Raw genomic sequence first — 13,081 nt, forward strand, 5'->3', positions numbered from 1 at the left:
GGTTAAAAAAAGCCTCAAAACAATCCCGGATTTCAGTTTTGAAAATCATAATCCTGTCCAGATGAAACATTCATTTTAGAACAGGAAGGCCCAAACTATGTCTTAACGGAACTGTTTTATTCAAAAAAAAGCCAATCCCAAATCAACGTTTAAAAATTAAAATACCCTTTATGAAAATAATGAAACTCCTTCTTATACTGGCTTTCATTTTGCCAATTACCTCAGTTGCACAAACAAAAGCAATGGTAATCCTTCAAAATAATTCAGCTTTCGACCGCAAAGAAACAGTTGTAGCCATCCCCTGGAAAACAATACTTTCCTCCTATCCGCAAATTGACACGGCTAACTTTGTCGTATTGAATACCCTCACCAAAAAACAGATCTCCTATCAGTTAGAACATCACGGGAATGCTGCCATTCAAAATCTACTGGTACAAATTGATCTAAAAGCAAAATCAGCGCTGAATCTTTCCATTCAAAAAGGAAAACCGGAAATTTTTGCTCCCAAAACCTATGCCCGTTACGTTCCGGAACGCCTGGATGATTTTGCCTGGGAAAATGATAAAATTGCCTTCCGTGCCTATGGAAAAGCTCTTGAAAAAACAGAAGGTGACGCTTACGGTTATGATGTATGGGTGAAAAGAACCGATAAATTAGTCGTAAACGATCGCTACAAACGCAACGATTATCACATCGATCACGGTGACGGATTAGATTATTATCATGTGGGGCACACTTTAGGAGCAGGAAATATGGCTCCCTATGTAAAAGATACTATCCGATATTCCGGCAATTATCACCAATGGAAAATACTGGACAAAGGGCCTTTACGCACCACTTTTCAGCTCACTTTTGATTCCTGGAATGCCGGCGGTATAAAAGTGAAAGCCACAAAAATCATTTCTATAGATGCCGGTTCACAGCTCAACCGAATTGAGAACATTTATACGTTTGATGATAAAAATCCGCTGCCGGTAGTTGTTGGAATTATCAGACGGGAAAAAGCAGGTATTCTTTCCTTAAACGAACAGCAAGGCATAATGGGATATTGGGAACCTGCTTTTGACAAAGAAGGTACTACCGGACTAGGTTCGATACTAACAACCCCGGCAACTATTATGTGGGTCAACAAAGAACAATTGCTGACCAAAACCGCTGTTAAAAACAACGAGCCTTTAGTCTATTACACAGGTGCAGTCTGGGACAAAGCCGGAAAAATTACCTCGGCCAAACAATGGTTCAATTACCTCGATCATTTTAATGAAGAACTGAAAAATCCTTTAATCATCAGTGTAAAATAGTGGTAACACAACTTTGTGCTTATTTTTTTAACACATAGAAACATCGTTTACATGACGTATGAAAGACGTTTGACTCGAAATAAAACACAAAAAACTATGAGAAAGTAATGAGTTTCTCTCTAGTATTCTTTTAGTTCCAAAAAATCTATGTTTCTATGTGTTTAAACACACGAACAAGAAATAACAAATTAAAATTACTAATAACCAAAAACAAACAAAAAATGTCAATTAACTTATTTGATTTAACGGGAAAAACAGCACTCATTACAGGAGGAGTTCACGGTTTAGGAATGGCTATGGCCAAAGGACTTGGACATGCAGGAGCAAAAATTGTAGTAAACGACCATTCCTCACAAGAAGCTGTTGATAACGCAATTGCCGAATACAAATCGGAAGGAATTGAGGCCTTCGGATACCTGTTTGATGTAACAGACGAAACTGCCGTAATTGCCGCCATCAGCAAAATTGAGGCTGAGGTGGGACCAATCGATATATTAATAAATAATGCCGGAATTATCAAAAGAACTCCAATCATAGAAATGGAAGTTGCCGATTTTGAAGCAGTAATAAAAGTAGACCTGACCGGACCTTTTATTGTATCTAAAAATGTAGCAAAAGGAATGATTGCCCGCGGAGGAGGAAAAATCATCAACATGTGTTCGATGATGAGCGAACTCGGAAGAGACTCTGTAAGTGCCTACGCCTCTGCCAAAGGCGGACTAAAAATGCTAACCAAAAACATGGCTACCGAATGGGCAAAATTCAATATTCAGACGAACGGAATTGGCCCAGGCTACTTTGCCACAAGCCAGACGGCACCTATTAGAGTAAACGGCCATCCGTTTAATGAATTTATTATCGGAAGAACTCCGGCTGGGCGCTGGGGAAATCCTGATGATTTACAAGGGGCTGCGATCTTTTTAAGTTCGAAAGCAAGTGATTTTGTAAACGGTCATATCGTGTATGTTGACGGCGGAATATTAGCAACAATAGGAAAACCTTCTAACGAAAACTAGCAGTCTAAACCTTTGAACATCAATTCTAAAAGGTCAAAAACAAATTAAAATGATAAAAAGCACCATAGATAAAGCAACGGGCTTCGAGAAACGATTTGAAAACATCAACACGGTTGTTTTCGAAAATTCAACGGAAGCCTCTAAAGCTGTAGCACGACAAATCGCAGCGCTAATTCAATCCAAACAAAAAAACAACGAATCCTGTATATTAGGTTTAGCGACCGGTTCTTCTCCAAAAGGATTGTATGCCGAACTGGTTCGTTTGCACAAAGAAGAAGGTTTAAGTTTTAAAAACGTGATTACTTTCAATCTGGACGAATATTATCCGATGGAACCGGACTCCATCAACAGCTACGTTCGATTTATGAAAGAACTGCTGTTGGATCAGGTAGATATTTTACCTGAAAACTACCATATCCCTGACGGAACATTATCCAAAGAAGAAATTGCCGATTACTGTCACAATTATGAAGTCAAAATTGAAGCTTTAGGAGGTATCGATCTGCAGATTCTTGGAATTGGCGGAAACGGTCATATTGGATTTAATGAATCCGGATCGTTACAAAACTCCAAAACACGACTGGTAGCACTGGATCATATTACGAGAGTGGCTGCCAGCGGAGATTTTTCGGGTCTAAGCAACACGCCAAGAACAGCGATTACACTTGGAGTCAAAAAAATAATGGAAGCCAAACAGGTCATTTTAATGGCTTGGGGAGAAGGGAAATCCAACATCATTAAAAAATCGGTTGAAGGAGAAGTCACCAATCAAATTCCGGCCTCCTTTTTACAGGAACACAACAATGCCGTTTTTGTACTGGACCGGGAAGCTTCCTCCAAACTAACCCGTATCAACAGACCCTGGCTGGTCGAGAAAATTGTCTGGACCGATAAACTCATCCGAAAAGCGGTTTTAGGATTGGCACTAGATTTAAAAAAACCAATTCTGATGCTTACTGATGCCGACTATATCGAGAATGGAATGAGCGACTTACTGGCCGATTCAGGTCCGGCATACGACATCAACATCAAGATATTCAACAAACTTCAAAATACAATTACGGGCTGGCCCGGAGGCAAACCAAATGCTGACGATCACAATCGTCCGGAAAGAGCAGAACCAACCCGAAAAAAAGTATTGATTTTTAGTCCGCATCCCGATGATGATATTATCAGTATGGGGGGAACTTTTATGCGCCTTCAGCAACAAGGACACGAAGTGCATGTCGCCTATCAAACCTCTGGAAATATTGCCGTGGCCGATGATGAAGCCCTGAGATTTGCCCGATTTGTTTGCGATTACAATGACAAATTTGCTATAAAAAGTGCCGAAGCCGAAGACATCTACAAAAAAGCCGAAAACTTCTTAAAAAATAAAAAAGCAAGCGAAATAGATATTCCTGAAGTTCGGTATTTAAAAGGCCTAATCCGAAAAGGAGAAGCACGTGCCACCAGTCACTTTGTAGGTTTACCCGATGAACAGATTCATTTTATGGAACTTCCCTTTTACGAAACCGGAACGATTGAAAAAAAACCATTAGGCAAGAAAGATATCCAACTGACCATGGATTTAATTGAAAAAATCCAACCACATCAAATCTACGCCGCAGGAGATCTGGCCGATCCGCACGGAACACATAAAGTATGTCTGGACGCGATTTTTGAGGCCGTAAAAGCGCTAAAATCAAAACCTTTTATGAACGATTGCTGGGTTTGGCTGTATCGCGGGGCATGGCAGGAATGGGGAATCGATGAGGTTGAAATGGCAGTACCCATGAGCCCCGATCAGGTACTGGAAAAACGCCACGGAATCTTCAAACATCAGTCTCAAAAAGACGGCGTAGTCTTTCAGGGAACCGATGCCAGAGAATTTTGGCAAAGAGCCGAGGACCGAAACAGCGAAACAGCGCAATTGTACAATCAATTAGGTTTGTCCCACTATGCCGCAATGGAAGCTTTCGTACGCTGGAAATTTTAGCTTACTAATTCAATACAATACCTTTATTTTGTTCACAAGTTGGTCTATTGCAAAATCTCCGACTTAAAAAAGAAGCCTCCCCAAATTATTTTTTTGGGAGGTTTTTTTGTTTTAAAATTCAGACAATGTTTTCACAATCAAAACAAATAGGGATATGTAGATTGGCGTTTTTAATATGTGCCATTCCTACGGAATTCAATTGTTATGATAATTTTTTATTCAACGGATTAAAATCCGTTGCTACAAATTTAGTCGAGCCGAGGGCTCTCTTCCAATAGTTCCAAAGAACCGCCCATATCGCAACAACAGATTTTAATCATCCAAAAATAAAACGAGCACATCATCAAAATTCCATATAGTTCTGAAAGAACGGCTCATCTTATAACAACGGATTTTAATCCGTTGAAAACAAAACAAACACGTCATCAAAATTTCGTAAAGTTCCGAAGGAACGCCCCATCTTGTAGCAACGGATATTTAATCCGTTGAAAACAAAACAAACGCATCTTCAACATTCCATATAGTTCCGAAGGAACGCCCCATCTTGTAACAACGGATTTTAATCCGTTGAACAAAACGACATCACAAGATTTGAATTCCGTAGGAATGGCACATATTATGCCCATTTTATATTTCAACCCTATATTATATCGTTATTAAATTATTCATCATTAACATAAACCATTCCTACGGAATTCAATTTTTCCGGCCGATTTATTCTAGATGGATTAAAATCCATCCCTACACAATTGGTCGAGCCGAGGGCTCTTCTCCAACAGTTCCGAAGAACCGCCCATATCGTAACAACAGATTTTAATCCGTTGAAAACAAAACAAACACATCATCAAAATTTCGTAAAGTTCCGAAGGAACAGCTCATCTTATAACAACGGATTTTAATCCATCGAAAACAAAACAAGCACATCGTCAAAATTCCAAATAGTTCCGAAGGAACGGCTCATCTTGTAACAACGGATTTTAATCCGTTGAACAAAACGACATCACAATATTTTGAATTCCGTAGGAATGGCACATATTAAAAATAAATGGTAACTTTTCACCTCTTTTTGAGTCAAATCCTTAAAAACCAATGACAACAGATATTATAGAATTAAATGATTTTATTGTTTTAATCGAACAATCCAACACCTCCAAACCTTTCGTACAGCAATGCGAAATCGACGGAGATGCCGTTGGTTTTGCCTTTTATGGTTCGGGCAATGTCGAACTGGAGATCAAACATAACGATCAAACTAAATATCTGACCAATACAACGGGCTTGGCAATTTGCTTTTTTGGCAATCAGAAGGTAGCATTCTCCCATAAAATAGAACCCGATAAACCACTACAGTCCATCAGCATCTTCACCAAACCAAAACACCTGCATTCCTTACCTCAGGCTGAGAAAGAAATTTTCGAAAACTATCTTCCGGAATTATTAAATCCGAGAGAGCATTTTGTTCAGGGTCCTTCTTTTTATATGACTTTGGAGATGCAATTGGCTGTTCAGAAAATTTTCAACACCACTTATACCGGCAATACGAGATTGTTGTTTTTAAAAAGTCAGGTCAATGAACTGCTTGCCCATTTTTATGCACTTTTGGCAACAGGTACCAAAATTGACCTTTCGGAAATGGACAAAAACAAACTTTTTAAGGCAAAAGAAATTGTAACCAATAGCTATTCGAAACCGCCATCAATCACTCAATTGTCACAAATGGTAGGTTTAAACAGTAATAAACTCAAAAAGAACTTCAAAGAACTTTTTGGTATTCCGGTCTTCAAATTTGTTCAGGAAGAAAGACTTCACAAAGCTTACGAATTACTTCGTGACAACGAAAAAACAGTCCAGGAATCTGCTTGGGAAGTTGGCTATGACAGTCTGAGTTCTTTTTCAAATGCCTTTCATAAAAAATTTGGCATGCGTCCAAATGAAGTTCGGCAACAATTCTTTTCAAACAAATCATAATTCTTTTCGGACAAATGATTCCGTTTTAATCTAAACAACTTTGTATCAGTAATCCTTTAAAAAATACTGATATGAAAAATGCAAAAATTTTAGTCCTGGGATCTAATGGAAAAACAGGACGCAGAGTAGCTGAAAGATTAGAACAAATTGAGGGCGTTGAAATCCGTTTGGGGTCCCGCAATGAAAAAACACCTTTCGATTGGGAAAAACCGGAAACCTGGGAAACTGTTCTTCAAGGAATTGATACGGTTTACATTACCTTCCAGCCTGACTTAGCCATTCCTTCGGCGGTAAATACTATCCAAAATTTTACACAGCTTGCGACAAAATCTGGTGTTCAAAAAATGGTTTTACTTTCCGGAAGAGGTGAAAAAGAAGCACAGCTTTGCGAGGAAATCGTAAAAAATACGGCTAAAAACTGGACCATTGTTCGTGCCAGCTGGTTCAATCAAAACTTTAGCGAAAGCTTCTTTCTCGATCCTATACTAGCCGGGATTGTTGCCTTACCAAGAGCCGAAGCACTGGAACCTTTTACCGATGCCGACGATATTGCCGATGTAGTGACCGCCGCTCTGGTAGAGGATAAACACAACGGAAAAACTTATGAACTTACCGGTCCCAGACTATTGACTTTCAAACAAGCGGTAAACGAAATCGCCGAAGCCAGCGGACGAAATATCACTTTTCAGGGATTATCTTTGGAAGAGTATATTGGAATGTTGAAAGAATATCAAATTCCGGAAGATCATATTTGGCTGATCAACTATCTTTTTGAACAGGTTTTGGATGGCCGAAATTCCAGTATCACCTCGGATATAGAAAATATTCTGGGTAGAAAAGCAAAGGATTTTTCTGTCTATGCAAAAGAAACAGCCAAAACAGCAATCTGGAACTCCTAAAAACCTGAATTATGAAATATAGCAGAGGAATATTTTCAGGATTTATAGTTTGGTTGTGCGTTAGTATTTCTTTTTATCTTTTCGGTAATACTCCCCTTCTGAAAGATTATTTTCTAGTACAAGCCACCATCGTTATGGTACTTATTGTTTTTTATGCCATCGTTGGTGCAAAATTTTATTATCAGAAAAAATACAATACCAAGGGTTTTACACTTGGAATACTAATGTCTGCAACAGCACTGTTATTAGATGTTTTGATAACCGTTCCTTTTGTTGAAATTCCCGAAGGAAGAAGTTATGAGAGCTTTTTCACCAGTCCAATTTTATGGACACTGGCCTTTATAAACTCTTTTTCGGTGTATCTGTATTGGAAAAGAAAAATTAAACCTTAATCATCGACTCCCAGTTTAGTAATATAGTAAAGGACAGATATTTTAAATACTTCCTTTTATTCGACGCGGATAAAACGGGTTTACTTCGTAAAAACGCGAATGAAAACGGATTCTTTCCTCATTTAAAAGATTTCTAATTTTAAAATCCGTTTTTATCAGTGTCTTCGCGAAAGCGAATCCGTTAAATCAGCGTTGAATTAAGATTCAGAATTTTTATTGATCAGGCAGAAACTACTTTTCGATTATAACTCAATCTAAAATGCTTATACACAAAAAAAGCTTGTCATTAACAGACAAGCTTTCTTATGATTTGAAATCTAAAAAATTAAACTTCTGCCATTTCCGGAACCGGAGTGGGAACAGCTGTATCTTTTGATTGTACTAACTTATTTACTCTCCATATCAAAAATATTGTCGAAAGTGTAATCACCGCAATTACATATCCTAAAATATCATAGTTTTCCAGAGGAGACGTCTTTGTTTTCTGATGTACAATAAATCCGGCACAAACCGCTGCAATTCCGCCTGCAATTTGTTGCAGGGAAGAAGAGATTGACATATAAGCACCGCGATCTTCCAGTCCGGGAATAGCAGTATTTAAAGTTGTGGCCGGAATCATTCGGCTCATGATTCCCATAAACATAATCATCGTAAGCACTACGATTTCCCATAAGGGTACAGGGCCAAGATTGGTATAAATAATAATCATAACGACAGAGAGTATTGATCCTGCCGCAAACAGTTTAAACTTACTTACTTTGTCACTTAATTTACCCACTAAAGGCATGATAAAAAGTACCGAAAGTCCGGTAAAGAAAAAGACCATCGGCAATTCGAGCTGACTGATATGAATATTATTCACTAAAAATGCGCTTCCAAAGGGTTGTAACATAAAACCTCCTACAGAGAGAAAAGCAATAGACATAAAACCAATCTGGTAATGTTTGTTGCTAAGGGTATGCCATAAATGCAAGAAAGGACTTTTGTCTGACTGCACTTCTAAATGTTTAGTAATAGGTTCCATTTGTGTAATAATCCCAATAAGAATCAATACTGCCAGAACCGCAATCATAATAAAAGCCGAATGCCATCCCCAGTTATTCGCAAAGTACAATCCTACCGGAATTCCTAAAATCTGACTGGAGGCAAATGCCATTTGTATAAATCCCATTACGCGTCCACGCTGGTGAATTACAAATAAATCGGTTACAATTGCCAAAGAAACGGATCCGATTACACCTCCAAAAAGTCCGGTTACAATCCTTGCCCATAACAGCATCATATAACTGGTTGAAAGTGCGCAAAAAACCGTACCGATAATAAATCCGATATAAAAGAAAATTAAAAGTTTCTTTCGGTCAAATTTGTCTGCAAAACCTGCAGCAAGTAGTCCTGAAGCTCCCGCACTAAAAGCGTAAGCAGAAACGGTAAAACCAAAGTTAGCCGTTGTCATGTTCAGGGTTTTCATTAAAATATCTCCTAAAGGAGAGATAACCATAAAATCAAGTATAACCGTAAACTGCAAAAGTGCCAGTATCGCAATAATGATTTTTTGATGTGAAGAGAAAGCCGGGCTTTCTGTAGTGTTTTTTTTCATTCTTTATAAATGTATTAGTTTAGTCTAACTCCTGACATTCATGGCCAAATTCAGTGACCATATCTATAATTGTTTCGGGTTGTAATGTTTTCGAAACAATCCTGAGTACACAATCAACATCTTCGCAGTCAATGCTCCATTGTTGAATATCTGAATGATTGTTGAGTTTTTGACGAATGGGACAATCGGGATCCTGATCCCCAATATTGGTTTTAAAAATATGTATTGTATTTAAATTTGTTTCCATAATTTTTCATGGTTTTAGTCCTTTTACAGTGGCCTGAAAGGCTTCTTTCATAATTTCCCGGGTAAGTTTAAAAGGTTTCCCTCCCATACTCTTCCCTTCAGTATGTAAATTTAATAGGGTGTACAAAGGCCCGTAGGCAACACTCCAAAAAGCCTCAAATGTCATCGGAATCAGCTCATTGTTGCGCAAGCCGTTATCAATAAACATCTTCATAATCCTTCTAAAATCTGCAAACTCCTGAATAGAATCCAGAATGATTTCTGAATGAGGTGAATGTTTGACAATTTCAAAAAATGCAACTTCCTTAGGATACTTCATGGTAAAGTTGGCGCGGTTTTCCCACTGTTTCCATAAACCTTCCTCAAATGACATTTCGGGCGAAAAGTTTTTCACGGTGCTGGTAAAAAACTTCAGCGCAATAATGGCACCTATTTTTTGAATCAAATCATCTTTGTCTTTGTAATAAATGTAGAGCGTGCCAACAGAAATAGAACAAGCCTTCGCGAGCTTGTTCATACTAAAACCTTGAAATCCTTCCTGGACAATCTGGTCAATTGCCATTTCGATTACCAATTTTTCCTTGTCGACATCTCTTGCTCTCATACTGATTATTTTGCTACAAATATAAAATAATAAATGAATGAACATTCTTTTATTTATATTTTTTTGATAAAAAAGAAACAGATTCACAAAGCTACCAGAATATCCTCTTTAAAACTCAATCTTACTGGTATTCGATCAGTTAACAGTCACAGAACTAGTGTGCATTAAACATCATGGTTGGTAGTCTATTTTATCTGAATCTGGAAATAAAAAGCCCTTGACATCAATCACAAACGCTCTATTTTTCTACACAAAACCTAAAGGCTTTTAAACAAATTTAAAAGTCTTTTGTTTCGTTCATTCCTATCTTCGTTTCTGACAAAAACTCCGGAAAAGCAGCTGTTTAAAACTGCAAAACGAACATTTCGTTTGACCGGATTATTTTTTTATTAAGTATATTAGCGGCTTTTTAGGTTGCATTATCATGGTGCAGCTTTAAAATACAAATCAGACAACCAGTTATTACATAGATAATACCAGTTGTTATAAAGTACAAACGAGATAGGAACATGTTTTTTAATTTTGCCTTAGCACTGCCCAAGATAAGGTACGTTAAAAACATATAAAACAACAACAAATTTTTATATATAAACCCCATTTTTACCTACTAATCCTATGAGAAAAACCATTTCTTATTTTTTACCTTTTGCCGTTTTCGCAGGTATACTTTTCGGATGCAGCGATGATGATTCAAAAGGTGACAATTACAAAGCCAATTATTTGCCGGCCATTGATGCGACAACTTTACCAAAAGAAAACCGACCAATGACGATGTTTGAAGACAATGAAAGTCCTTCAAAAATGTATGATAATAAAGACCGCTGGTTCCGTGTTAATCAGCCCATGCAAGTCATTCAAAAAGGAAAAGATTCTATACAAATTTCTCTTTATTCTCCGGTTGGACTTACAGATGTAAAAGTCTATGCAAAATTAGCCAACTACGACAAGCGTTTTTTACTTTTTGAATTCACAAAAGTTCCTGCTTTTCACCGTTCGGCACATCAAATTCCTTTAGTTAACGGAACACACGATTATCAGCTTGAAAATGGAAAAGCCGTTACCATTGATAAAATTGATGGTTTCTCTTCCGGAGCAATCGAATTTTCAGTAGAATCAACGGATCCCTTATTTGCTAAATTCAAAAAAATCAAATCAAATCGATTAGTACAATTCAGCACGCAGTATCACCTTAATAATCCTGCTGATGATCCTGAAAAGTTTTTACCGATGAATCCTGTTTTAGCCAAAGAAGCGGTCACTATGATTATTAATTATTCTTACGCTCTGAGTCATCCGATCTACTATGATACTTTCATGAATTTTGACATCTACAAAAAAGAACAGGCAGCGACTGCCGGAACTGCCATAAATGGTGCTCTAAACTGGCATGGAAATGCTGATGATGCCAATGGCGTTTACGATTATCTCACCAAGGCCCAGATCGAACAGGCCTACAATACCTACATTGATAGCCGAACCTTAAACATGGCCATGGTTGGCGGAGGTGCTGCCTGGGGTGGAGGTGCTTTAGCTTCGCAATATGAAGGTGGTTACATCGTTGGCCACTGGAAAGGAGACATGTCTCTTTGGTCACACGAGTATTCACACCATAGCGGTTACAGTCATAGTAGTAATTTAGCCAACAGTGGCGAAGGCGGTGGTCAACAGGAAATGTTTGCTCAATTCTATCGATATTTAATACAACTGAATGATCTTCCTTTTACAGATCCTGATGTATTAAAAGGATATACGAAAAAAGAATATCTAAGAGGGACTTATACTAAACCTGTATTTAAAATTGACCCAAAAAACCCATTTTATGTAAAATATAAAGAAGACGGAAAATGGAAATAACCTATAAAACTATCATGAACAAAATACCATTTTTATTAGTATTACTTTGCCTTTTTGTTGGTTGCAGCAAAGATTCAGAAGGTGCTGAACCTACCACATACAATTATTTTTATCCAACCGATGAAGCATCGATAACGGCTGCTCAAATTGGAAACGGAACAGGAACTTTAGATCCTAAAGGAATTGCGATTGCCAACGAAAAACTATATGTAGCCAATGGCGATGTGCTAGAAGTATTCAACGCCGTAACTCTGGCTCACATCAAAACCATTACAGAGTACAAAAAAGGAACGACAACAATCCCGATGGCCGCAATTACTTCTGTAGCTGTCGATAAAGGCCGAATTTATATTGGAAGTCGTGAGTCGAGACTTTTTGTAATCGACGAAACTACAAATGCCGGAATTAGTGTGCTTGGAAACGGTCAATGGTGGCAAACTTTTGTACACGTTTTTGGTGTAGTGGTTAGAGATGGTTTAGTTTTCGTAAAGGAAAAAGAAACCTCAATTAAAGTTTTCGAAACTACTCAAATTACCGAAAGCAGCGAGTGGAATTTAAAACCTATCGCCAAATTAAACACGCTAAACGGTTTTGACCAAATTTATTCTATGGATGTAGATGCGGGAAATTTAGTAGTAGCCGGAAGAGATGCCAAAAGTTACTTGTATTACAACATTGATGCTATCAAAGCCAATGCCGCACAATCTTTGACTGAGCCTATAAAACCGATAACAGTACCTTTTGATGCAAAACCTATTGCTGTTAGCTTTACTAAAGACTGGGCTATTACATCCGAAAATGTAGGAAGTAACAATTACCTGCGTCTTTACACAAAACCAGACTTCATGAACCGTATTTTTACGGCAAGTGTCAATGCTTCTGATATTTTAGGACAAAATCCGTTTGGAAGTATTGTTGGTGTAGCACAATTGAACGATCGTTTGTTTTTATCTGATAATACCAATAAAAAAATTCGAGTGCTGAAACTTAATAAATCGGTAATCGCAGAACAGCGCTAACAGGTACCGCATTTTAATTATTTGAAACCTCTGAAGTTAAAACTTTAGAGGTTTTTTTATTGAAACACAATATATTGTTCAGATTATTTCCCCTATTCTCCCATCCTATTGATCAGTAGATTTTCACCATCATTATGTGCTTTATTAATTCTGGCGATCTTTGCGTAAGCCGTTGCGTTCTTAGCGGTTAAAACAACCCTCGGATTT

At 37.8% G+C, this 13,081-nt stretch carries 11 protein-coding genes; 8 read left to right on the forward strand and 3 right to left on the reverse strand.

Features of this window, described 5'->3' with window-relative positions; translation table 11 throughout:
* Positions 1-170 precede the first annotated feature (170 nt).
* The 6 genes from OLM61_RS01930 (at position 171) to OLM61_RS01955 (ending at position 7,554) form a co-directional block, all read left to right on the forward strand.
* A complete protein-coding gene (locus OLM61_RS01930; protein WP_264524848.1) occupies positions 171-1,301 on the forward strand; it encodes a DUF4861 domain-containing protein in 1,131 nt (376 codons plus the stop codon).
* A gap of 221 nt (positions 1,302-1,522) precedes the next feature.
* Positions 1,523-2,317 (forward strand): gluconate 5-dehydrogenase, encoded by a 795-nt coding sequence (locus tag OLM61_RS01935; protein WP_264524849.1) that lies wholly within the window; start codon positions 1,523-1,525, stop codon positions 2,315-2,317.
* Positions 2,318-2,360: 43 nt separating this feature from the next.
* Positions 2,361-4,295 carry a glucosamine-6-phosphate deaminase gene (nagB, locus tag OLM61_RS01940; RefSeq protein ID WP_264526348.1) on the forward strand — a complete coding sequence of 645 codons (1,935 nt, stop codon included), beginning with the start codon at positions 2,361-2,363 and terminating at the stop codon, positions 4,293-4,295.
* A 1,089-nt stretch (positions 4,296-5,384) separates the two neighbouring features.
* Positions 5,385-6,263 (forward strand): helix-turn-helix domain-containing protein, encoded by an 879-nt coding sequence (locus OLM61_RS01945; protein WP_264524850.1) that lies wholly within the window; start codon positions 5,385-5,387, stop codon positions 6,261-6,263.
* 71 nt (positions 6,264-6,334) lie between these two features.
* Entirely contained in the window at positions 6,335-7,162 is an 828-nt protein-coding gene (locus OLM61_RS01950) for an SDR family oxidoreductase (protein ID WP_264524851.1), read from the forward strand.
* An 11-nt stretch (positions 7,163-7,173) separates the two neighbouring features.
* On the forward strand, positions 7,174-7,554 hold the full coding sequence (locus OLM61_RS01955; protein ID WP_264524852.1) for a DUF5367 domain-containing protein: 381 nt from the start codon (positions 7,174-7,176) through the stop codon (positions 7,552-7,554).
* 325 nt (positions 7,555-7,879) lie between these two features.
* Here OLM61_RS01955 and OLM61_RS01960 read toward each other — a convergent pair whose 3' ends face one another.
* From OLM61_RS01960 to OLM61_RS01970, 3 genes are read right to left on the reverse strand one after another with little or no spacing between them, the layout of a single operon-like run.
* A complete protein-coding gene (locus OLM61_RS01960; protein ID WP_264524853.1) occupies positions 7,880-9,151 on the reverse strand; it encodes an MFS transporter in 1,272 nt (423 codons plus the stop codon).
* Between the two features lie 19 nt (positions 9,152-9,170).
* Positions 9,171-9,398, reverse strand: coding sequence for a hypothetical protein (locus OLM61_RS01965; protein WP_264524854.1), 228 nt, complete (start codon positions 9,396-9,398; stop codon positions 9,171-9,173).
* A gap of 6 nt (positions 9,399-9,404) precedes the next feature.
* A complete protein-coding gene (locus tag OLM61_RS01970) occupies positions 9,405-10,001 on the reverse strand; it encodes a TetR/AcrR family transcriptional regulator (RefSeq protein WP_264524855.1) in 597 nt (198 codons plus the stop codon).
* A 615-nt stretch (positions 10,002-10,616) separates the two neighbouring features.
* Between OLM61_RS01970 and OLM61_RS01975 the strand changes: the two genes are divergently transcribed.
* Positions 10,617-11,855 carry a hypothetical protein gene (locus tag OLM61_RS01975; RefSeq protein ID WP_264524856.1) on the forward strand — a complete coding sequence of 413 codons (1,239 nt, stop codon included), beginning with the start codon at positions 10,617-10,619 and terminating at the stop codon, positions 11,853-11,855.
* On the forward strand, positions 11,846-12,874 hold the full coding sequence (locus OLM61_RS01980) for a hypothetical protein (RefSeq protein ID WP_264524857.1): 1,029 nt from the start codon (positions 11,846-11,848) through the stop codon (positions 12,872-12,874). The genes OLM61_RS01975 and OLM61_RS01980 overlap by 10 nt, the downstream gene beginning before the upstream one ends.
* Positions 12,875-13,081: the final 207 nt, after the last annotated feature.

Origin of the sequence: Flavobacterium sp. N502536 (genome assembly GCF_025947345.1) — a bacterium.
Classification (GTDB): Bacteria; Bacteroidota; Bacteroidia; order Flavobacteriales; family Flavobacteriaceae; genus Flavobacterium.

Excerpts from the sequence above, each read along its gene's own strand:
- OLM61_RS01935 (WP_264524849.1), top strand. The coding sequence starts at position 1,523 with ATGTCAATTAACTTATTTGATTTAACGGGAAAAACAGCACTCATTACA.
- OLM61_RS01970 (WP_264524855.1), bottom strand. The coding sequence starts at position 10,001 with ATGAGAGCAAGAGATGTCGACAAGGAAAAATTGGTAATCGAAATGGCA.
- OLM61_RS01945 (WP_264524850.1), top strand. The coding sequence starts at position 5,385 with ATGACAACAGATATTATAGAATTAAATGATTTTATTGTTTTAATCGAA.
- OLM61_RS01960 (WP_264524853.1), bottom strand. The coding sequence starts at position 9,151 with ATGAAAAAAAACACTACAGAAAGCCCGGCTTTCTCTTCACATCAAAAA.
- OLM61_RS01980 (WP_264524857.1), top strand. The coding sequence starts at position 11,846 with ATGGAAATAACCTATAAAACTATCATGAACAAAATACCATTTTTATTA.
- OLM61_RS01950 (WP_264524851.1), top strand. The coding sequence starts at position 6,335 with ATGAAAAATGCAAAAATTTTAGTCCTGGGATCTAATGGAAAAACAGGA.
- OLM61_RS01975 (WP_264524856.1), top strand. The coding sequence starts at position 10,617 with ATGAGAAAAACCATTTCTTATTTTTTACCTTTTGCCGTTTTCGCAGGT.
- OLM61_RS01955 (WP_264524852.1), top strand. The coding sequence starts at position 7,174 with ATGAAATATAGCAGAGGAATATTTTCAGGATTTATAGTTTGGTTGTGC.
- OLM61_RS01930 (WP_264524848.1), top strand. The coding sequence starts at position 171 with ATGAAAATAATGAAACTCCTTCTTATACTGGCTTTCATTTTGCCAATT.
- OLM61_RS01965 (WP_264524854.1), bottom strand. The coding sequence starts at position 9,398 with ATGGAAACAAATTTAAATACAATACATATTTTTAAAACCAATATTGGG.